General features: G+C 69.5%; 17 protein-coding genes and 1 riboswitch. Of the genes, 8 read left to right on the forward strand and 9 right to left on the reverse strand.

Annotation, left to right across the window (positions count from 1 at the left end; genetic code table 11):
• Positions 1 to 183 precede the first annotated feature (183 nt).
• Positions 184 to 558, forward strand: coding sequence for a VOC family protein (locus tag CEK69_RS03690; RefSeq protein WP_148827891.1), 375 nt, complete (start codon positions 184 to 186; stop codon positions 556 to 558).
• A gap of 289 nt (positions 559 to 847) precedes the next feature.
• On the forward strand, positions 848 to 1,810 hold the full coding sequence (locus CEK69_RS03695; protein ID WP_152243909.1) for a Nudix family hydrolase: 963 nt from the start codon (positions 848 to 850) through the stop codon (positions 1,808 to 1,810).
• A gap of 375 nt (positions 1,811 to 2,185) precedes the next feature.
• Here the strand turns inward: CEK69_RS03695 and CEK69_RS03700 are convergent, their stop codons facing one another.
• From CEK69_RS03700 to CEK69_RS03710, 3 genes are all read right to left on the reverse strand, one after another.
• Complete coding sequence (locus CEK69_RS03700; RefSeq protein ID WP_026144490.1) at positions 2,186 to 2,803, reverse strand: DUF4124 domain-containing protein; 618 nt, start codon at positions 2,801 to 2,803, stop codon at positions 2,186 to 2,188.
• 165 nt (positions 2,804 to 2,968) lie between these two features.
• Positions 2,969 to 3,811: a methylenetetrahydrofolate reductase [NAD(P)H] gene (gene metF / locus CEK69_RS03705; protein ID WP_017909642.1), complete on the reverse strand. Its 843-nt coding sequence runs from the start codon at positions 3,809 to 3,811 to the stop codon at positions 2,969 to 2,971.
• A 151-nt stretch (positions 3,812 to 3,962) separates the two neighbouring features.
• Positions 3,963 to 5,333 (reverse strand): alpha-amylase family protein, encoded by a 1,371-nt coding sequence (locus CEK69_RS03710; RefSeq protein WP_173003390.1) that lies wholly within the window; start codon positions 5,331 to 5,333, stop codon positions 3,963 to 3,965.
• Positions 5,334 to 5,666: 333 nt separating this feature from the next.
• Here CEK69_RS03710 and CEK69_RS03715 point away from each other — a divergent pair, with 333 nt between their 5' ends.
• The 4 genes from CEK69_RS03715 to CEK69_RS03730 all read left to right on the forward strand — a co-directional run bounded on the left by CEK69_RS03715 (position 5,667) and on the right by CEK69_RS03730 (position 11,208).
• Positions 5,667 to 6,587 (forward strand): M14 family metallocarboxypeptidase, encoded by a 921-nt coding sequence (locus CEK69_RS03715; RefSeq protein WP_152243913.1) that lies wholly within the window; start codon positions 5,667 to 5,669, stop codon positions 6,585 to 6,587.
• A gap of 246 nt (positions 6,588 to 6,833) precedes the next feature.
• A complete protein-coding gene (locus CEK69_RS03720) occupies positions 6,834 to 7,391 on the forward strand; it encodes a DUF3228 family protein (RefSeq protein WP_017912964.1) in 558 nt (185 codons plus the stop codon).
• A 497-nt stretch (positions 7,392 to 7,888) separates the two neighbouring features.
• The gene (locus tag CEK69_RS21440) at positions 7,889 to 10,429 is read left to right on the forward strand and encodes a methyl-accepting chemotaxis protein (protein ID WP_152243915.1); all 2,541 of its coding nucleotides are present in this window, start codon (positions 7,889 to 7,891) and stop codon (positions 10,427 to 10,429) included.
• 5 nt (positions 10,430 to 10,434) lie between these two features.
• Complete coding sequence (locus CEK69_RS03730) at positions 10,435 to 11,208, forward strand: TorF family putative porin (protein WP_226975028.1); 774 nt, start codon at positions 10,435 to 10,437, stop codon at positions 11,206 to 11,208.
• A gap of 12 nt (positions 11,209 to 11,220) precedes the next feature.
• Here CEK69_RS03730 and CEK69_RS03735 read toward each other — a convergent pair whose 3' ends face one another.
• The 3 genes from CEK69_RS03735 to CEK69_RS03745 are packed head-to-tail and all read right to left on the reverse strand — an operon-like array spanning position 11,221 to position 14,217.
• Positions 11,221 to 11,925, reverse strand: coding sequence for a sulfotransferase family protein (locus tag CEK69_RS03735; protein WP_152243919.1), 705 nt, complete (start codon positions 11,923 to 11,925; stop codon positions 11,221 to 11,223).
• Positions 11,922 to 12,836, reverse strand: coding sequence for a sulfotransferase domain-containing protein (locus CEK69_RS03740; RefSeq protein ID WP_152243921.1), 915 nt, complete (start codon positions 12,834 to 12,836; stop codon positions 11,922 to 11,924). The genes CEK69_RS03735 and CEK69_RS03740 overlap by 4 nt, the downstream gene beginning before the upstream one ends.
• Positions 12,829 to 14,217 (reverse strand): cytochrome P450, encoded by a 1,389-nt coding sequence (locus CEK69_RS03745; protein ID WP_152243923.1) that lies wholly within the window; start codon positions 14,215 to 14,217, stop codon positions 12,829 to 12,831. The genes CEK69_RS03740 and CEK69_RS03745 overlap by 8 nt, the downstream gene beginning before the upstream one ends.
• 532 nt (positions 14,218 to 14,749) lie before the next feature.
• Between CEK69_RS03745 and CEK69_RS03750 the strand changes: the two genes are divergently transcribed.
• Positions 14,750 to 15,511: a class I SAM-dependent methyltransferase gene (locus CEK69_RS03750; protein ID WP_152243925.1), complete on the forward strand. Its 762-nt coding sequence runs from the start codon at positions 14,750 to 14,752 to the stop codon at positions 15,509 to 15,511.
• 357 nt (positions 15,512 to 15,868) lie between these two features.
• Here CEK69_RS03750 and CEK69_RS03755 read toward each other — a convergent pair whose 3' ends face one another.
• The 3 genes from CEK69_RS03755 to ahcY all read right to left on the reverse strand — a co-directional run bounded on the left by CEK69_RS03755 (position 15,869) and on the right by ahcY (position 18,156).
• Positions 15,869 to 16,168: a type II toxin-antitoxin system RelE/ParE family toxin gene (locus tag CEK69_RS03755; RefSeq protein ID WP_017909631.1), complete on the reverse strand. Its 300-nt coding sequence runs from the start codon at positions 16,166 to 16,168 to the stop codon at positions 15,869 to 15,871.
• Position 16,169: 1 nt separating this feature from the next.
• Positions 16,170 to 16,454, reverse strand: coding sequence for a ribbon-helix-helix protein, CopG family (locus tag CEK69_RS03760; RefSeq protein WP_017909630.1), 285 nt, complete (start codon positions 16,452 to 16,454; stop codon positions 16,170 to 16,172).
• A 256-nt stretch (positions 16,455 to 16,710) separates the two neighbouring features.
• The gene (ahcY, locus tag CEK69_RS03765) at positions 16,711 to 18,156 is read right to left on the reverse strand and encodes an adenosylhomocysteinase (RefSeq protein WP_017915311.1); all 1,446 of its coding nucleotides are present in this window, start codon (positions 18,154 to 18,156) and stop codon (positions 16,711 to 16,713) included.
• 33 nt (positions 18,157 to 18,189) lie between these two features.
• Positions 18,190 to 18,289, reverse strand: a riboswitch (S-adenosyl-L-homocysteine riboswitch).
• 153 nt (positions 18,290 to 18,442) lie between these two features.
• Between ahcY and CEK69_RS03770 the strand changes: the two genes are divergently transcribed.
• The gene (locus CEK69_RS03770; RefSeq protein ID WP_226975025.1) at positions 18,443 to 20,983 is read left to right on the forward strand and encodes a prolyl oligopeptidase family serine peptidase; all 2,541 of its coding nucleotides are present in this window, start codon (positions 18,443 to 18,445) and stop codon (positions 20,981 to 20,983) included.
• Positions 20,984 to 21,096: the final 113 nt, after the last annotated feature.

Below are 21,096 nucleotides of genomic sequence, written 5' to 3' on the forward strand. Positions count from 1 at the left end.
CTTCGGTGAAGGAGTGAGCGACGGATGCAGGTGTCGGATCGATCACACGTTTGCGAATAGCCCCGCCTTGCGCGGGGCATTCTGTTTTTGGGAAGGGCTTGGAGCGATGCGCTTGCCGACGTGGCGTATCGTGCGTGCGGCGCGTAGGCTGGCCGATGTCGCCATTGCCTCTGTAGGCCTGCCGTGGAGCCTTCGCCCAGCCTGGAACTGAAGGTCTTCGTGCCGGCGCAGGATCTCGCGCTGTCGGCGCGGTTCTATGCCGACGTAGGCTTCGCGCCCGAGCCGCTCGGCGACGGCCTGATCTGCTTCCGCCATGGCGACCGTTGCGCGTTCCTGCTGCAGGATTTCTACCACGCGGGGCTGGCGCGCAACCTCGTGCTGCATCTGTGGGTGGAGGACGCCGATGCCTGGTGGCGGCGGCTGCATGCAGCCGACCTGGCGGGCCGTTACGGCGCGCGCCTGGGCGAGCCCGGGGACCGTCCCTGGGGCATGCGCGACTTCACCCTGCACGACCCCGGTGGCGTGCTGTGGCGGATCGGCCACAGCCTGGGCGCCTGAGCGGGCGGCGGTGGTGGAAGTGCGGCAATCACCGCCATGCGCGCCGCCGCAGCGCGTTGCGCGTCGCGCGCCGGGCAGCGTTGCAGGCGGACCAGCGCCCCCTCACGGCCATTTCCGATGACGCTCTGGCGTTGCTGCGGTAGCGCCTGCCATCAGTGGCGCGCCGCCAAAAAGGCCATCGCCTGGGGACTGCCTGGCTGCGTGGGCGTCGCTGCCCTCCACAGCCGATCGGCGCCAATGTGACCCTGGTTGATTGCGCTGGCGCTGCCGGAAACGGCAAGCTTGGGCCATGTCCGAACCGCTCAGATCCATTCATGTCGTCGCCGGCGTCATCACCGATGCGCGCGGCCGTATCCTGCTGACCCGTCGTACCGAGGGCCGCGACCTCGCCGGGCTGTGGGAATTCCCTGGCGGCAAGCGCGAACCCGGCGAGACCTCGGAGCAGGCGTTGGTGCGCGAGTTGCAGGAGGAACTGGGCATCGAGGCCGTCGTCGGCGAGTGGCTGATGGAAGTGCCGCAACGCTACCCGGACAAGCGGCTGCGCCTGGAAGTGCGCCAGGTGGCGGCGTGGAAGGGCACGCCGCGCGGCCGCGAGGGCCAGGCGCTGACCTGGGTGAGCGCCGACAAGCTGGGTCGCTACGCGATGCCGCCGGCCGACCAGCCGGTGGTGGCGATGCTGCGCCAGCCCGCCTGCTACCTGGTGACGCCGGAGCCGGCCGAGCCGGGTCCCTGGTTGGCGGCGCTGGAGCGCGCGCTGGACGCCGGCGTGCGCCGCGTGCAGTTGCGTGCGCGCAGCCTGCCGGCCGAGCAGTGGGCGCCGCTGGCGCGGACCGCGGCGACGCTGTGCGCGACGCGTGGCGCGCAGGTGCTGCTCAACCGCGACGTGGCGCTGGCACAGGAACTGGGTGTCGGCGTGCACCTGGGCGCGGAGCAGTTGCCGCAGTGGCAGGCGCGCCCGTTGCCGGCCGGGCAGGCCGTGGCGGCGTCCTGTCATACCGTCGAAGAATTGCAGGCGGCGCAGCGCATCGGCTGCGATTTCGCGGTGGTCGGGCCGCTGGCCCCCACCGCCAGCCACCCAGGCGCCGCGCCGCTGGGCTGGGAGGCGTTCGAGCGCCTGCGCGAGCAGGTCGCCCTGCCGATCTATCCGATCGGCGGCCTGGCGTCGACGCACGTCGCCGAGGCGCGCCGCCATGGCGGCCAGGGCATCGCCGCGATCCGCGGGCTGTGGCCGCTGGCGGCCGATGTGGCGTGAGTGGGGCGGCAGCAACCGCTCCCCTGGTCAACTGTCATGCAGCCGCGAAACGCGAAGTGGCGTGCTTCCGATGGCGCAATGCGTCGGGACTGAAGTCCCTCCCACAGTGATCCTCCAACGAGGCCGGTGCCGCTCCTGCTCGAGAGTAGGGTGGTGCGTACGGGATGCCGCTGTTGCGATTCCCCAATCCCCATTCCCGAATCCCGGCTCCTCAGAAGAGGTGGCGTGCTTTCCGATGGCGCAATGCGTCGGGACTGAAGTCCCTCCCACAGTGATCCTCCAACTAGGCCGGTGCGCTCCTGCGCGAGAGTAGGGTGGCGCGTACGGGATGCCGTTGTTGCGATTCCCCAATCCCCATTCCCCATTCCCGGCTCCTCAGAAACTGATCCAGAAGCAGTCGTACTGCCGGCGCAGGTCCAGCACGGTGGAGGCGGGGGTGATGCTGCCGGCGAGGGTCTGCTGCAGACGCAGGCCGGTCGGATGCGGGCGCGATGGTGCCTCGCCACCGTCGGCATCCGCCGCGGCCGACGTGGCCGTTGTCGCGGACGCGGCTGTCGACGACGTACCGGCTGCGGGAGCGGTCGTCCCGCCGGTCTCCGGCAACACCGGCACGATCGCCACCAAGGGGCGGCGCACGATCGCCTCCAGACGGTCGAAGATGCGCTGCGCGCCGTCGTCGGAGACGCCGTTCCACCAGTACAGTGCCGATAGCCGGTTGACGTCGCGGGCGTCCACGGCACTGCGGATCTGCTGGACCAGCACGCTGAGCCGGCGCACGCACTGCGGCGGCGCCAGGCCGCGAGCGGCGCTGCCGACATTGCCGGGCGCCGCCGGTGGCGGTAGCCGGTCGATCGCGCCGACGTCCTCGCAGCGCCGATCGCTGAACACGGTGGTGCCGTCGGGCCCGCTGCACCGGTTCACCCGCTGCGCCATGGCAGGCGGGGCGAACACGCATAGGCACAGGAGCAGCAATATCGGCGGAAGGGCGCGCATCGGCGCAGCGTAGCCGCAGCCGGTGTGACCGCGGAGCGAATGCCTTACGAGCGCTGGGATTCGGGATTGGAGATTGGGGATTCGCCAAAGCGAGGCGGCGCGCCGCTGTTACCAATCTCTAATCCCGAATCCCCAATCCCAGCGTTCGGCCAGCGGCCGCGACACTCAGCCGGCGGCGACGTCGCCGCGCAGACGTGCCAGGACGTTGGTGGTGGGCTTGGCCAGGTTGAGCGTATAGAAATGCAGCCCGGGCGCGCCGCCGTCGACCAGGCGTTGGCACAAGGTGGCGACCACGTCGGCACCGAACTCGCGAATGGCCTCGGCATCGTCGCCGTAGGCCTGCATGCGCTTGCCGATCCAGCGCGGGATTTCCGCGCCGCACTGCTCGGAGAAACGCCGCAGCTGGCTGAAGTTGGAGATCGGCATGATGCCGGGCACGATTGGGATCTGCACGCCGAGCTTGCGGACCGCGTCGACGAAGTGGAAGTAGGCGTCGGCGTTGTAGAAGTATTGGGTGATGGCGGCATCGGCGCCGGCATCGACCTTGGCCTTGAAGTGGCGCAGGTCGCTGAGCGCGTCGTGGGCCTGCGGATGCGTCTCCGGATACGCGCCCACTTCCAGATGGAAGGCGTCGCCGTGCTCGGCGCGGATGAAGGCGATCAGGTCGGCGGCATAGCGCAGGTCGCCGGGGTGGCCCATGCCCGACGGCAGGTCGCCACGCAGCGCGACCAGGCGGCGGCAGCCGATGGCGCGGTACAGCTTGAGCAACTCGCGGATCTCCTCGCGGCTGCCGCCCACGCAGGACAGATGCGGCGCGGCCTCGAAACGGTGGTGCTGCTTGAGGTGACGCACGGTCTCGGAGGTGTAGCTCAGGGTCGAGCCGCCGGCACCGAAGGTGCAGGACACGTACTCCGGCGCGTAGGCCTTCAGCCGCGCGGCGGTGCGGTCGAGCTGCGCGCGCTGTTCGTCGGTCTTGGGCGGATAGAACTCGAAGCTGATGGCGGTCATGGGCGCAACGCAGCGGGCGGTGTGGCGAGTATATCTCTTCATCCGGATGGATGTGCAATAGGTCGCGGCCGCGCGATCGCCGCGGCGCCCGGGGGCGGCGACGCGCTCCCCGCGCGGCGCGCCGGTGGGCGCGCCGCGTCCGCTCTCAGGCTCAGCGCTTCCACATCCGCGCCTGCCGCGGCGGCAGGCTGAAGGTGTAGCTGCCGCTGGAAATACGCACCACGCTGCCGGAACCCAGCGCATCGGTGTAGTCGACGTTCCAGCGCAATACGCTGCCGTTCATCGGTACCGCGGCGGTGACGGTATTGCCGCACTTGTTGATGCCGACGATGCCCAGGTCGCCGCGGCGGAACAGCAGGTAGCAGGCGCCGTGCGCCAGCACCTGCATGTCGCGGCCCTGTGCGGCGTTGTGGAAGCCGACCATGCGCTTGAGGTCGTCGCGCTGGTAGGCGTTGACCCAGCGGTTGTCGCCGCTCTCGTTGTTGTCCGAGTACACCATCGGCACGCCGCCGTCGCGGCCGAGCAGGTAGGCGTAGGCCAGGGTCTCGTCGACCGGGTCCATGATCGCGTAGCGGAAGCCGGCGTTGTTGGGGATGTCGTGGGTGATGGCGAAAGTCACCGCGCGCGCACCGGGCAGCGCCTGGCCGTAGGCGCCCGGATCCACCAGCAGGTCCATGCTGCCGCCGTAGGCGAAGGCGTTGCGCACCGAGTTGAACAGCGGGAAGTCGTAGGCGGCGTGCGGGGTGGCCTGCAGGTACGGTGCCAGAAACTGGTCGTAGTCGGAGTTGCCGCTGCCGCCGCCGGTGATCACCTCGCCGAACACCATCACCCCGGAGCGCACCTGCGCATCGAGCACCTTGTTCAAATGGTCGAAGGTCATGTGCTTGGCCGCGTCGATGCGGAAGCCGGTCACGCCCAGCGCCTTCAGCGCCAGCAGGTAGTTGCGCTGCTGCTGCACCACCCAGTCGTTGCCGACCAGATCCGGCAGGCCGGGATCGTTGCCGCCGCCGCAGATGCGGTAGGTGCGCACCTGGTAGGGATCGTTGTAGTTGGTGATGCACTGCGCCGGGCCGAAATCGTTGGCGCTGAGGAAATTCTGCGAGAGGTCGCCGAACAGTCGCAGCGACGCATAGCGCTGCGGATTGGCGGCGTACTGGCCGAGCACCGCGCTGCCAGGGTAGTTCAGGTCCGAGCGCGTGGCCGCTTCGTTGGCCATGTGGTTGAGCACCACGTCGGCATAGGTCTCCACGCCCACCGCCTTCAGCGCCTGCACCATGCTGGCGAAGGCGTCGGTGTCGCCGAGCGGGTTGTCGATCAGGCGCATGTCCTGCGGCTGGTAGCGCGCCCACCAGGCGTCGCCCTGCGAGCGGTAGGCCGGCGCCACCAGCACCTTGCGGTAGCCGGCGGCGGCGATCTGCGCGGCACGCGCTTCCACGGTGGCGTAGGGCCAGTTGAAGGCATGCAGGATGACGTCGGCCTGGGCGCTGGCGGTGGCCAGGAGCAGCAGCAGGCCGACCAGCAGGCTGCGCCAGCGGTGCAGGCGCAGCAGACGATTTGCAGCGGATGGGACGCGCATCGTTCGATCTCCTCGGTGCGTGGGCGCAGGCAGGACGCCTGCAGGACAGGGACATGACGTCGCCGCGGGGCTGGCGTGCGGCCGGAGGATGCTAAGCGCGCATCGCGGCGCAACATGCGGGCGCTACATACGTATTCATGGCGACAGCGTACGAAAGCGGGATCGGCATCCGCTTCCGCTCGGGAGCGCCGTGCGCGCTCCATTCATGGCACATGCCGCATCGCGGCCCATGCGCTTTGCTACAGTCGCCGCCCTCACCTGTCGACGCGGAGCCGCACCATGACCAGCGCAGCCTTCTATCCGATCGGAACCCCCGGCGTGCCTTGGGGCGCGGCCGAGAAGGCGGCCTGGCTGGCGGGTCAGCCGCGCCGGCGCAGCTACCAGGACGAGGTGGTCGCTGTCATCGAAGGCCTGCGCGGGCAGTGGGAGGTGGTCGCGTACGGGGAACTGGCATACGCGCAGGAGCGCTATCCGCTGCTGGCCTTGCGCAGCCGCAACTGGGACGACGCCTTGCCGTGCATGCTGGTTACCGGCGGCGTGCATGGTTACGAGACCAGCGGCGTGCACGGCGCGCTGCAGTTCGCCCAGCAGCATGCCGAGGACTACACCGGCCGCGCCAACCTGCTGGTGGCGCCGTGCGTGAGCCCGTGGGCGTACGAGCGCATCCATCGCTGGAACGCCGATGCGCTGGATCCCAACCGTTCGTTCCGCGCCGACAGCCCGGCGCAGGAATCGGCCGCGCTGCTGCGCCTGGTCGCGCCGCTGCGCGATCGGGTGCGCATGCACATCGACCTGCACGAGACCACCGACAGCGACGAGTCCGAATTCCGGCCGGCGCTGGCCGCGCGCGATGGCATCGCCTACGCGCCGGGCGGCATTCCCGACGGTTTCTACCTGGTCGGCGACAGCGAGAACCCGCAGCCCGCGTTCCAGCAGGCGGTGCTGGCCGCAGTCGCGCAGGTCACCCATATCGCGCCGGCCGACGCCGCCGGCGAACTCATCGGCACGCCGCTGGCGGCGCCGGGGGTCATCAACTACCCGGTGAAGCGGCTGGGTCTGTGTGCAGGCATCACCGACGCGCGCTACACCACGACTACCGAGGTGTATCCGGACAGCGCCAGCGCCACGCCGCAGCAGTGCAACGCCGCGCAGGTGGCGGCGGTACGCGCGGCGATCGACTACGCCTTGGCGCATCCGTAGTCGCCAGGTGGATGCACGATTTGCAGGACACCTGTCACGCAGCTGCGACGAGCGACGCCCGCTGGATACCCAACCTTGCACGGCGTCGGGACTGAAGTCCTTCCCACAGTGCGCCCAGTCGAGGTATCGCAAGTTCCGCTGAGCGCTGTTCCGCATGGCCTTGCGCCACCGGCTGCGACGGCGGCAGCGGTGGGCACCGACCCTGCCGCGCGCTACGCTTGTGGGCCCTCGTTTGCCATGCACCCCATGTCCATCGTCCTCACGCCGTTTGCCCGCACGCGTCTGTTCCCGCGCGATGGCCGCCGCAATGCGATCCAGGACTGCACGCCCGAGCAGTTCGAGCAGCACCTCAACGCGCATACGCCGCTGCAGGTGCTGGACGGCTACGCACCGTTCTGCAAGTTGCACGTGCACCGCAACTGGACCTCGACGCGCTGCCTGACCGTGCCGATCACCGACGCCAACCGGCGCCTGCTGCGTTCGGGCTACGAGGCGCGCAGCCGTGAAGAGCTGCCGGTCCTGGTGCGCTGGTTCGAAGGGGTCGAGCCGCCGGTGGCCGAGTACCTGCTGCCGATCCTCTACAGCCGCGAACAGCTCGCACACGAGGGCGCGCCGATCGAGGCGGACTGGGGCGTGGTCGGTTGCCTGTATACCGCCGAGCCGCAGGAGATCCCGATGGCGCCGATCACCATGCTGCGCAATGCGCTGGGCGTGGAGGAGGGCGGCTCGGGCGTGCCGCTGGATCGCGACGCCTATCGGCGCAGCGTGGCGTTCTGGGAGCACAACGCCAACTGGCGGCCGTAAGCGCGGCCAGGCGCGGTCCGCGCGCAGTGACCTCGCCGGGCACGCATCGCGGTGCATGCGGCGCACGTTACCGCGCGCAGGCGTGATCGCTCCGGACGCGGTCACGCATTCGCGCAGCCGTCTTCACGCATCCCTGCATGTTGCCGCCGCCGGCCCGCCGTGCTGCATCCGTGCACGCGCTTGTGCACTGGCGCATAAGTGCTGAACAGAACTGCGCGCTGCCGCGCGTTCTCGCCGCGACGCCCTGTCCGTTCATCGGCATGACGCGCAACGACTATCAAGTTTGCGGACGGCGGGACGATAGCGAGAGGGTGGGTCGCCATGCAGCGGCGCCAGGACGCAATGTCCGGCAGCGCATCGTGGCCCGGTGGGGAAGGCGCCTCGGGCAGGTCATCGGCAGCGGACACGGCGCACTCGTGCCGCGCGCCGTGGCGGGCTGCCGCGTGGGGGCGTTCCCCGCGACCGTATTCCCTCCCCCCCTTGCCAAGGAAGTCGTCATGTCCACTCCGTCGCCGCAGCGCCGTCGCGGTAGCGTCGCCAAACGCCTGATGCTCGGTACCGGCCTGCTTGCGCTGGCCTGCTTCGGCCTGACCGCCATGATCATCTACTGGCGCAGCAGCGATGCGTTGCTGTCGACCTCGCGCACCAGCATCGAGAACCTGGCGCAAGTGGAGGCGCAGCGGGTGTCGCGCGAAATCGGCGTGGCCTTCGACGCCAGCGACGCGCTGGCCAACAGCTTCCGCGTGCAGCACGCCGCCGGTCTGTCGCGCGCCACCGCCACCGCGGTGCTGCGCAGCCAGCTCGACGCGCATCCGCAGTGGCTGGGCATCAGCACCATGTGGGAGCCGGACGCGTTCGACGGCAACGACAAGGCCTTCGTCGGCACCGAGGGCCATGACGCCACCGGCCGCTACATGACCTGGTGGTCGCGGCAGAACGGCAAGCTGGTGCGCGAGGCGCTGCGCGACTACGAGAAGCCGGGCGACGGCGACTGGTACCTGCTGGCGCGCAACACGCACAAGCCGGTGGTGATCGAGCCCTACTACTATCCGGTGGCCGGCAAGGACACGCTGATGACCACGCTGGCCACGCCGATCCTGGAGAACGGCCGCTTCCTGGGCGTGGTCACCGTCGACTTCACCCTCGATACCCTGCAGCAGCGCATCGCCGCGCTGCGGCCGATGGGCGAGGGCCATGCCAGCCTGCTGTCGCCGTTGGGCATGGTGATGGCCAGCCGCGATCCGCAGCAGGTCGGCAAGACCCGCAGCGATGCCTGGTCCAAGGACATGCTGGCGCGCGTGGCCAAGGGCCAGGTGGTGTTCGACCATCGCCGCACCGACGGCGAGGATGCGTTGAACGTGTTCGTGCCGCTGAAGATCGGCGATGCGCCGCAGACATTCGCGCTTGGCGTCTCGGTGCCGTACGCGCTGGTCATGGCCAAGGCGCGTGCACTGTTGTGGACCATCGTCGCGGTCGGCCTGCTCTCGGCGTTGTTGCTGAGCGGCGCGCTGTACCTGCTGCTGCGCCGGCAGGTGCTCGACCCGCTGGCCGAGGCCGTGCGGGTGTCTTCGGCAGTCGCCGCCGGGCGCCTGGACAGCCAGGTCCGGCATCGCCGCGACGACGAGCTCGGCCAGTTGCTGGATGCGATGGGCAGCATGCAGACGCAGTTGCAGGCGGTGATGCAGGCGCAGGCGGAGATGGCGCAGCGCCACGACGCCGGCGAGATGAGCTACCGGATGGACGCCGAACGTTTCCCCGGCGAGTACGGACGCATGGTCCATGGCACCAACGCGCTGGTGGCCGCGCACGTGGACGTGCAGCGGCGCCTGGTCGAGGTGATGTCGCAGTACGCGATCGGCAACATGCAGGTGGACATGGAGCCGCTGCCGGGCGAGAAGGCCGCGATCACCGAGGCGATGCGCACCACCAAGCGCAGCCTGCAGGCGATCAACCAGGCCATCACCGAACTGGCGCAGGCCGCGGCTTCCGGCGATTTCTCCCGGCGTGGCGACGCCGAGCGCTTCCAGTACGACTTCCGCGGCATGGTGGTCGGGCTGAACCGGCTGATGGAGTTGACCGAAGGCAACCTCTCGGCCTTGTCGGCGCTGTTGCGTGCCGTGGCCCAGGGCGACCTCACCGCGCGCATGCACGGCGAATTCCACGGCGTATTCGCGCAGATGCGCGACGATGCCAATGCCACGGTAGAACAGCTGACCGGCATCGTCGGCCGCATCCAGCAGGCCACCACCGCGATCAACTCCGCCGCCAGCGAGATCGCCGCCGGCAACGACGACCTGTCGCGTCGCACCGAGCAGCAGGCGGCCAATCTGGAAGAAACCGCGGCCTCGATGGAGGAGCTGACCTCGACGGTGAAGCAGAACGCCGAGCATGCGCACCAGGCCAATCGCCTGGCGCAGGACACCGCGGGCGTGGCCTCGCGTGGCGGCGCGGTGGTCGAGCAGGTGGTGGACACCATGTCCGGCATCGCCGAAGCATCGAAGAAGATGGCCGAGATCATCGGCGTGATCGACGGCATCGCCTTCCAGACCAACATCCTGGCGCTCAACGCCGCGGTGGAGGCGGCGCGCGCCGGCGAGCAGGGCCGCGGTTTCGCGGTGGTGGCCAGCGAGGTGCGCGCGCTGGCGCAGCGCTCGGCGACCGCGGCGCACGAGATCAAGGGCCTGATCGACGCCTCGGTCGGCAAGATCGACGATGGCACCGCACTGGTCAACGGCGCTGGCGACACCATGCGCGAGGTCGTGGCCAGCGTGCGCCGGGTCACCGACATCATGAGCGAGATCGCCGCCGCCTCGCAGGAGCAGAGCGCCGGTATCGAACAGGTGAGCAAGACCATCGTGCAGATGGACGAAGCCACCCAACAGAATGCCGCGCTGGTCGAGGAGGCCACGGCGGCGGCGCGGGCGATGGAGGATCAGGCCGAGGAACTGCAGCGCGCGGTGGCGCTGTTCAAGCTCGCGGCACCTTCGTCGGGCGGCCTGGCCGCGGCGGGCCGGGCGCGGCTGGAGCTGGTGTCGTGAGCGCCATGCGCAGCGCAGCGCTGCTGCTGGCGCTGGGCGTCGCCGCACCGGCCTGGGCCGGGACCGCCAGCGCCAATCTGGCGGCGACCTCGAACTACGTCTCGCGCGGATTCGAGCAGAGCTGGGGGCGGCCGGTGCTGCAGGGCGGGCTGGACGTGGCCGCGGACAGCGGCTGGTATGCCGGCACCTGGGCGTCCGGGGTGAGCCCGTACTTCATCGAAGGCGGGCACGTGGAGTGGGACGTGTATGCCGGCTACGCGGCCAGCCATGGCGACTGGGGCTGGCGCGCCGGCGTCTACCACTACGCCTACCCCGGCGCGCACATGAGCGCCAGCGGCACGCGCTACGACTATGGCGAGGCCATCGTCGCCGGGCACTGGCGCACGCTGGAACTGTCCTACGCCAGCACCTGGACGCGCGACTACTTCGGCTACAACAGCGCCACGCTGGGCGTCGGCCAGGGCCGGCACTCGCGCGGCTCCGGTTATCTGGCGCTGGACGCCACGCTGCCGCTGGCGCCGGACTGGCAGGCCAGCGTGCACGCCGGCCACCAGCATGTGCGCAACTTCGCCGACTACGGCTGGACCGACGCGCGCGTGGGCCTGAGCCGCACCTGGCGCGGCACCGAGTTCGGCCTGAGCTACGCACGGGCCTGGAACAGCGCTGGCGTCTATCGCCGCTACACCACCGGCGTGGCGGACGGCGAGGGCCGGGTGCACGTCTCCAATCCGATCGACGGCGCCTGGTCGTTCTCGATCAAGCGCAACTTCTCGCTGTAGGCGGACGCGCGCTCAGTCGTCGGCGGGCGCTGCGAACGCCTCCACGGCGAGCCGGTCCAGGTAGGCGCGCAGGCGTTGCTCGCGTTGCGCCGGGTCGCTGGGCAGCGGGCGCGCTTGCGTGCCGCCGCTGCTGCGCGCATGCACGCGTGGATACGGCTGTGCCGGCACCGGCACGCCCAGGAAGGCGCACAGCGGCTCCCAGCCCGTCTGCGCGTCGGTGTCGAGCACCAGCAGGCGCTGCGCCGGCACGCTGGCGATGACCGCCTGGTTCCAACGGCGGAAATAGTCGGTCATGAAGCCGCGATCGTCGATGCGCGTGGCGAAGTCGCGGCGCAGGAACTGGCTCAGCCGCAGGCCCTCGGCGCCGAACAGGGCCGGCACGCTGCCGTCGCTGGCGAAGATGGTGCTGCGCACCGACTCGAACCAGGCATCGGCATCGCGCACGGTCAGGATCACCTTGGCCTGCGGATAGCGTGCGGCCAGCTCGCGCCAGAAGCAGCAGCCGGGATAGTCGACGGTGGCGGTATAGCCGGCGAACAGCGTGTCCCAGTCCGCCTGCCCGTCGATCGCCGCATTCCACAGCGGCAAGGCCTGGCGCAGGTGCGCGGCCAGTTCCATGGCGTGATAGCAGCGGCCCAGGCCCAGATGTTCCAGCGCCAGCTTCAGCGACAGGGTGCCGGTGCGGCCGAGGCCGGCGCCGATGACGCGCAGGCTCATGCTGCCGCCCCGGCACCCTGTGCCAGCCATTGCGCAGCCTCGCGGCCCAGCTCGGCCTGCGCGCGCGCCTCGTACTCGGCGGCGACGGCCGCCGGCAACAGCGCGCGCCAGCGGCCACTACGGCCCTGGTTGAAGAAGGCCTTGCCGCCCTCGCGCCACAGCCCGGCGCCCTGCGGCACGTAGCGCGCGGCGTGCTGGCGCATGTAGTCGAACCGGCAGTGCGCCAGGATGGTCTCCCAGGCCGCCTCGCGCACCGGGATCTCCAGGAACGCGGCGATGCGCCGCACTTGCCCGGGCAGATCCTGCAGCAGGTCGGCGTAGTGCACCAGCAGCACGTTCGGCTGCGCGCGCTGCTGCCACCAGCTGCGCACGCCTTCCCAGAACGGCCAGAACGGTGCGCCGTCGTGGGCCAGCCAATGCGCCACGTAGGCATCCACCGGCAGGCTCGGCGGCGGCACCACGCGCAGCTTGCCCGGTTCGGCCGCCCCGGCATCCAGCCGCGCCTGCGCATCCTGGCTGACCGCACACTGGTGGTCGTACAGGCTCAGCGCGATGTCGCGACCGTCGCGGCCGATGTACAGGTATTTGGCGCGATCGCTGACCACCAGCGCATCGGCGGGCAGATGCGTCTTGATGAAGCGCCGGTGGGTCTGCGCCTGCAGCAGCGCGAGCTTGCTCGTGCGGTCCGGGTACACACCGTCCAGCCACGGCGAGATCGCCGACACGTCGACGTCCGCCGCGCCCTCGAACAGCAACTGCGCGACGATCTGCTGCAGCCAGGTGGTGCCGGCCTTGGCGTAGCTGGCGATGACGATGTCGCCGTCGCGAAACTCCAGCTCGTTCCACGCGGCGGAATCGAAAAAGCGGTTGGAGTATTCCCGGGTCTTGGCGAAGGCAGTGGAATCAGCCATGCGGGGTTTCCGGTGTGCGGGGGAAGGGCGCCGTCGCGGGCGACTGGCGGGACAGGGTTGTCGTGCGCGGGCGCAAGGCGATGCGGACATCGAGTGGACGCAGCACCAGCGCCGGATACGGTCGCGGCCGCGCATCCGTCGCCAGGTGCAGCGTGCGCTCGCGCAACAGGCCGGCCACGACCACGGTCATCTGCACCAGCGCCAACTGGCTGCCGATGCAACTGCGCGGACCGCCGCCGAACGGAAAGTAGGTGTAGCGCGCCGGTGTCTGCGCCGGGTCCAGCCAGCGCGCCGGCAGGAAGCGGTCCGGCGCGGAGAAGTGACGCGGATCGCGCTGCACCACCCACTGGCTGACGATCAGCTGGGTACCGCGCGGCACCGCGAAGCCGCCCAGCGTGGTGTCGCGTTGCGCGATGCGCGCGGTCATCCATGCCGGCGGATACAGGCGCATGGCCTCCTTCACGCAGGCGCGCGTCAGCGGCAGGCGTTCGACGAGCGCATCGGCGCAGGGCGTGGTGGATGCGCCGTCGATACCGGGCAGGGCATCGGCTTCCTCCGCCACGGCCTGCGCGATCGATGGATGTTGCGCCAGCAGCAACAGCGTCCAGGTCAGGCCGGCCGCCATCGGCTCCAGCGCCGACATCAGCATCGCCGCCGCTTCGTCGCGGCACCAGTCGTCGTCGGCCTGCGGAGCGTCGCGTCGCAGCAGCTCCAGCACCGAGGCGTCTGCGCCATTGGAACGTGGAGACGTCAGGATCTGCGTCAGCGCGGTGTCCAGTGCGCCGCGTGCGGCACGCAGGCGGCGCTTGCCGGCACTCGGCCACCAGGCCGGCGCCGCGGACGGCGTACGCGTCTGCTGCAGGATCGCATCGACCATCGGCAGCATCCGCAGCAGCGCCGGCGCGTGCGCCGCATCGCCGAGCAGGAAGCCGGCGCCCAGTTGCGCGCAGAGCGCAGTCATGCTCAGGCGCAAGTCGTGCACGTTGTCGATGTCGTCGCGCGAGCGCAGCAGAACCTGTGTGGCGGCGGCCGCCTTTGCGGCGTAGTCGCGCACCAGGCTGGCGCGGAACGCGGGCTGCAGCGCCTGGCGCTTGCGCCGCCAGGCCTCGCCCTCGCTGTTCATCACCGATGCCGGAAATGCAGCGCGCCGCGCACGCGGATCCGGATCGGATTTGGCGTAGAGGCTGCCGTCGTCGCCGAGCACCTTGGCGATCGCGGTTGGTGCTGCGAGCAGATAGGTGCGCTCGGCGATCCGCACCACGTCGCCATGCGTGCGTGCGCAGTGTTGCAGGAAGTCGAGGGGATCGGTGGCGAAAGCCTGCCGGTTGCCGAACGCCCAGTGCCCGCGCGGGCCTGGCGGGCGCGGGTGCGGATCGGTCACGTGCAGATCCGCACGAATAGCCGTGTCGGCGGGTCACACCGCGACGCAGGAGGGGACATGGAGCCGATGGCGAACGGGCGTGCGGCCGTGCGAAGCGGAGAGCGCTGGGGAGAGGGGGCGGGTCGCCCCCTCTCGCACGGTCATGCCACGCGACGGTGGCGGGGGAGGTTAGTAGGTGTAGATGTAGCCGAGCTTGCGGCCACCGAGGCTCTGCACCCAACGCGACAGCGAATCAAAAAGGCGTTTCATGGCGATACTCCTGATTGAGCGGGGGATCTGTTGCGATTGTCGCGCCTGCCTCAGCGTGGCAGGCGCGGGAAAAGCATCCTCGCTTGGATGCGGCGGCGCAAGCAAAAGACTGAAGCGCGGCCAACTGCAATGCGCATGTCATCTGCAGTTTTGTGGCGTGTGTCGCACGCTATTGCAGCGCATCGCCGCGCCTGCCATGCAGGGTGCCGTCCTGCATGTGTGGCCACTGCGTCGCCATCGCTGCGTGCTATGGTCGCGCCACTTCGGCAACGAGTGGCTGCGGATGCCCGTGACCCACGAGTACGATCGCCTGGCCGCGATCTACGACCGTTTCTACGATCGCTGGCCTGCCGCCGTCACCCAGCAGTGCGTCGGTGTCCTCGCCGAGCTGGCCGCGGGCCGTGCGGCGCTGGAACTGGGCATCGGCACTGGCCGCATTGGCTTGCCGCTCGCGCACTGCGATGTGCCGGTCACCGGTATCGACAATTCTCCTGCGATGCTCGAGGCCTTGCGTGCCAAGCCCGGCAGCGAACGCCTGCACCTGGTCTGCGCCGATTTCGCCGACATGCCGGTATGCGGGCCGTTCGGCCTGATCTACGCGGTGGCGGCATTCGGGTATCTGCTGACGCAGGCCGAGCAGCTGCGTTGCATGGTCAACGCGGCGCGCTGCCTGGTGCCCGACGGCCGCTTGCTGATCCAGAGCGCGGTACCGGGTGCGGAGGTGTTCGAAAGCGGCGGCAAGGTCAGCCAGGTGCTGGACGTGCCGGATACCGAGGGCGATGGCGCGGCAGTGATGCTGGTGTGCTCGCAGCCCGATCCGCTGCAGCAGCGCATCGACCAGCGCGTGGTGGTACTGGGCGAATCCGGCACGCGCATCTTCAGCGAGCGCCGCCGCTACGTGTGGCCATCGGAGCTGGACCTGATGGCGCAGATCGCCGGCCTGCGCCTGGAGGCGCGCTGGAGCGACTGGGCACGCACGCCGTATCACGGGCGCAGCCGGATCCAGATCTCGGTGTATGCGCCGGCCAATGAGCGCACGGCCTGAGAGATTCGCGCCGTCGCAAGCGCTGGACGACGATTCCCGGTCTGCGGGCGGCGGCGTCGGAAGCAGCTGGACCTTATCGCATTCGGCGCCTGCGGCCATGCCGCTGCCGTACTAGCTATCCCCTTGGTGTATAGGCCAATCGCGCCTGCAGCCGCGCGCATCGTGTCTGGTCTGGTCGACGCCGTGCTACGACCCGGCACGGGCGCTTGGCTTCGCGATCGCCAGTTTGCGGCGGGGAACACTCAGCAGGTCATCCTCGGTTGCGAAGTGCCGCGCTAGCCCGCGCCATGGGAGGCAGTGACAGCAAATCAGGCAAGCAACGCATCGACCAGATCAGCGTGGGCACCGGCCCCGGTTTCATGCATCGCGTGCATAGCCTGCTTCGCGTTGTGCGCGGATCGCTAGGACAAAGACGGTATCCAGCGCCACCACGTATCGGTAGAGGGCGATATATCCCTGAGCGCCTTGGCCAATCACCAGTTCACGCACATCATGGCGCGTCAGCCGGCCGATCAGCGGATTGTCCGTCAGCACGTTCGATGCGCTGACGATCTCGCTCAGACGCTCTTGGATATGCTCGGCTTCGTGTTGTTCCAGATGGCCGATGATGCGCCGTAGGTCCTCGTTGACAGAGGGCAGGAACTCGACGTGCGCCATGCTATTTCGCGAACTTGCGGGCGGCGGGAGGGGGAATGTCCTTGCCCTCAATGCGTTCCATCAGATAGCGACGCATCTCGTCCCAGGGAATGCTCTCGCCGGTTTCGAGGAATTCGCCCCAACGGCGCTCGGCCTCTGCATGGAAGTCGACGCGCCGCTCGGCCAGCTCGGCCTTCTCGGCGATGGCTTCCAGGATGAAGTTGTGCGACGTGGTGCCGGCCGCTTCCGCGGCCTTGGCGACGCGGGCCTTGAGCGCGTCCGGCAGGCGGATGGTGGTGGTGCTCATGGGGAGCTCCAGGCGATTGGTGTGGAATCAATGTAGCACAGGTGTGGTACAGACGGCCTGGCTGGACAGGCGCGTCGGCCGACTGGCCGGAAAAGGCCGCTTGCAGCAGGGACTGCGCAAGGTGACGATGTCTGCGGCTTTCGCTCCGTACGAATTTCCAGCCCCCTGTCTCCACACGCTCGCAGCGCCGGTCGCACAAAAAACGGGCGCCTCGCGGCGCCCGTTCTGGTCTGCCTGGCGATGTCCTGCCGATGACTCAGTAGCGGTAGTGCTCCGGCTTGAACGGGCCGTCGACCGGCACGCCCAGGTAGGCGGCCTGCGCGTCGGTGAGCTTGGTCAGCTTCACGCCGATCTTCTCTAGGTGCAGGCGCGCCACTTCCTCGTCCAGCTTCTTCGGCAGGCGGTACACCTGCTTCTCGTAGCTGTCCTTGTTCTGCCACAGGTCGATCTGCGCCAGGGTCTGGTTGGCGAAGCTGTTGGACATCACGAAGCTGGGGTGGCCGGTGGCGCAGCCCAGGTTGACCAGGCGGCCTTCGGCCAGCAGGAAGATCGCGTTGCCGTTGGGCAGCACGAACTTGTCCACCTGCGGCTTGATGTTGATCTTCTGCACGCCCGGCAGCTTGTACAGCGCCTCGACCTGGATCTCGTTGTCGAAGTGGCCGATGTTGCAGACGATGGCCTGGTCCTTCATCTGCGTCAGGTGCTCGATGCGGATGATGTCCTTGTTGCCGGTGGTGGTGACGTAGATGTCGGCCTGGCCGAGGGTGTCTTCGACGGTGTTGACCTCGAAGCCTTCCATCGCCGCCTGCAGCGCGCAGATCGGGTCGATCTCGGTGACGATGACGCGGGCGCCGTAGGCACGCAGGCTGTGCGCCGAGCCCTTGCCGACGTCGCCGTAGCCGCACACCACCGCGACCTTGCCGGCCAGCATCACGTCCATCGCGCGCTTGAGGCCGTCGGCCAGCGACTCGCGGCAGCCGTACAGGTTGTCGAACTTGCTCTTGGTCACCGAGTCGTTGACGTTGATCGCCGGGATCAGCAGGGTGCCGGCTTCGGCCAGCTGGTACAGGCGGTGCACGCCGGTGGTGGTCTCTTCGGAGACGCCCTTCCAGTCCTTGACCACGCGGGTCCAGTAGCCGGGGCGCTCCACCGCCACGCGCTTGAGCAGGTTCTTGATCACCTGCTCCTCGTGCGAGGAGGACGGCTCGTCGACCCACTTGGCGCCGTTCTCCAGCTCATAGCCCTTGTGGATCAGCAGGGTCACGTCGCCGCCGTCGTCCACCACCAGTTCCGGGCCGGTCTGGGTACCGTCGGGCAGGGTGAAGGTCAGCGCGTCGAGGGTGCAGTCCCAGTATTCCTCCAGGGTCTCGCCCTTCCAGGCGAACACGGGGGTGCCGGTGGCGGCGATCGCCGCGGCGGCGTGGTCCTGGGTGGAGAAGATGTTGCACGAGGCCCAGCGCACGTCTGCGCCGATGTCCTTCAGCGTCTCGATCAGCACCGCGGTCTGGATGGTCATGTGCAGCGAGCCGGTGACGCGCACGCCGGCCAGCGGCTTGGCGGCGGCGTACTGGCGGCGGATCGACATCAGGCCCGGCATCTCGTGCTCGGCGATGTCCAGTTCCTTGCGGCCCCAATCGGCCAGGGAAATGTCGGCGACCTTGTAGTCGCCCTCGGTGGAAAAGCTCTTGAGTGCAGCGTTCATCGATAAAGCTCCGGTCAATGGCGAGAAACTCGCGAAGTCCGGGCGCCGTTGTCGCTCAAGCCTCGCGCCGAGCCTGGCCGGATCTGGAGACGGAGAATCCTGTCTCGATCCGGTCGCAGCGCCCCTCGGCGCAAGGGGTAACCGATTATAGCGGCTGCCGCGTGTGGCGCTTGAACGCGGGTCAGGGCGGGCAATGGCATGCCCAAGCCCAACCATCGACAGGGGGCGGGACGCGCCGGCCCTGCTACCGTCGCTGGTTCGATCGATGCGAAGGAAAGGGGAAGAGATGAACCAGATCACAGTGCGCGGGCGCCGCCGTGTCGCCAGGCCGGTCTGCGGCCTGCTGTGCGCGGCCCTGGCCGCGGCCGGCAGCGCCGCCGCCAACGCGGCCCCGGCACCCGCGGCGGCGGCGGCCGCCGATCCTGCGGACAGCGGCTACCAACTGCCGTCGACGCCACTGCAGGCCATCGTCGATGCGCCGCGGCCGCCGCAGCTGTCGCTGAGCCCGCGGCGCGATCTGGCGGCGATGCTGCAGTTGCCGGCGTTGCCGGGCATCGCGCAGGTCGCGCAGCCGGAACTCAAGCTCGCCGGGCTGCGCATCCATCCGCGCACCCGCTCGCAGAGCCGTTTCGCCTTCGGCGACAAGCTGTGGCTGCTGCGCATCGCCGACGGCAGCGAACTGCAGATCGAGGGCCTGCCGGCGCCGCTGTCGATCGCCGGCATGGCCTGGGCGCCCGACCAGCGGCATCTGGCCTTCAACCGGGTCGACGGGCGCAGCGGCGCCAACGAACTGTGGGTGGTGGACATCGCCGCGCAGCGTGCACGGCGCGTCGCCGAGCGGCTCAACACGGTGTCCGGCGAGGGCTATGCGTGGATGCCGGACAGCCGCCAGTTGCTGGTGTTGCTGCAGCCGCAGGCGCAGGGCGCGGCGCCGCCCGCCGATGCCGTGCCGACCGGGCCGGCGGTGCAGCAGACCGCCGGCGGCGGCGCCACCGCCTTGCGCACCTACCAGGACCTGCTGAAGAACGAGGCCGACGCGCGCCAGTTCGATTATCAATTGCGCGCGCAGCCGGCGCTGGTCGACGTCGACGGGCAGGTGCAGCGCATCGCCAGTCCCGATCTGTACCTGTCGCTGGCACCGTCGCCGGACGGCCGCTACCTGCTGGCGCAGCGCCTGCAGCGGCCGTTCTCCTACCTGGTACCGGCCAGCGGCTTCCCGCGCACCATCGAGGTGCTCGATCGCGCCGGCAAGCCGGTGCACACGGTGGCGCAGCTGCCGCTGGTGGAAGGCCTGCCCACCGGCAACGATGCGGTGCGCACCGGTGTGCGCGACATCGATTGGCGCAGCGACGCGCCGGCCACCCTGGTCTGGGCCGAGGCCCAGGACGGTGGCGATCCGGCGCGCGAGGCGGCGGTGCGCGACGCGGTGCTGCTGCAGGCGGCGCCATTCACCGCGCCGCCGGTGACGCTGGCGTGCCTGCAGTCGCGCTTCGCCGGCATCGCCTGGGGCCGCGGCGACCTGGCGCTGATCGACGAGTTCTGGTGGAAGACGCGCCAGACCAGACAATGGCGCGTGGCCCCGGACAACCCCGCGCAGGCGCCGCAGCTGCTGGTGCAGCGTTCGCAGGAAGATCGCTATGCCGATCCGGGCACGCCGGTGACGGAGCGCGATGCGGCCGGCAATCCGCGCCTGTTGATCGCCGCCGACGGCCACAGCCTGTTCCTGCGCGGCGAAGGCGCCTCCCCGCAGGGCGATCGACCGTTCCTGGATCGCTACGATCTGGACACGCGGAAAAGCACGCGCCTGTTCCAGTCGCAGGCGCCGTACTACGCGGTGCCGCAGGCCTTGCTCGACACCAGTGGCCAGCGCCTGCTGATCACGCGCGAAACACCTCAGAAGCCGCGCAATTTCTACCGGCTCGACGGTGCGAACGCGGAGCCGGTGGCACTGACCCATTTCACCCATCCCACGCCGCAGTTGCGCGACGTGCACAAGGAGCAGATCCGCTACCGGCGCAAGGACGGGGTGGAGCTGACCGCGACCCTGCTGCTGCCGCCTGGCTACGACGCCAAGCGCGACGGCCCGCTGCCGATGCTGATGTGGGCCTACCCGGGCGAGTTCAAATCCGCCGACGCCGCCAGCCAGGTCACCGATTCGCCGTACCGCTTCAACGCGATCGGCTACTGGGGCCCGCAGGCGTTCCTGGCGCTGGGCTATGCGGTGCTCAACGATCCGTCGATGCCGATCGTCGGCGAGGGTGCGCGCGAACCCAACGACACCTACGTCGAGCAACTGGTCGCCGATGCGCAGGCGGCGGTGGACGAGGTGGTGCGGCGCGGCGTCGCCGACCGCAACCGCATCGCCATCGGCGGGCATTCCTACGGCGCCTTCATGACCGCCAACCTGCTCGCGCACACGCGCCTGTTCAAGGCCGGCATCGCCCGCAGCGGCGCCTACAACCGCTCGCTGACCCCGTTCGGCTTCCAGTCCGAGGAGCGCACCTACTGGCAGGCGCAGCCGGTGTACCAGGCGATGTCGCCGTTCAACTACGCCGACCGGATCAAGGATCCGCTGCTGCTGATCCACGGCGCCGAGGACAACAACTCCGGCACCTTCCCGATCCAGAGCGAGCGCATGTACGCGGCGATCAAGGGCAACGGCGGCACCGCGCGGCTGGTGATGCTGCCCAACGAGGCGCATGCCTACCGCGCGCGCGAGTCGGTGCTGCAGATGCTGGCCGAGAGCGAGCGCTGGCTGCGCACCTATCTGGGACCTGCGCCCACGCCGACGTCCATGCCGGCTGCGGCAGGCGCCACGCCGCGCTGAGCCGCGCCTGCGCCACGGCCGCACGTGCGTGCCGCCGTGGCGCAGGGCGCTGCTGTGCAGTGCAAATGGTTCGCTTTGAAACCGTCGTGCGGCCGACGGGAACGCACTCCCTT

The sequence above is a fragment of the Xanthomonas sp. LMG 12462 genome (assembly GCF_009192885.1).
GTDB classification, from domain to species: domain Bacteria; phylum Pseudomonadota; class Gammaproteobacteria; order Xanthomonadales; family Xanthomonadaceae; genus Xanthomonas_A; species Xanthomonas_A sontii.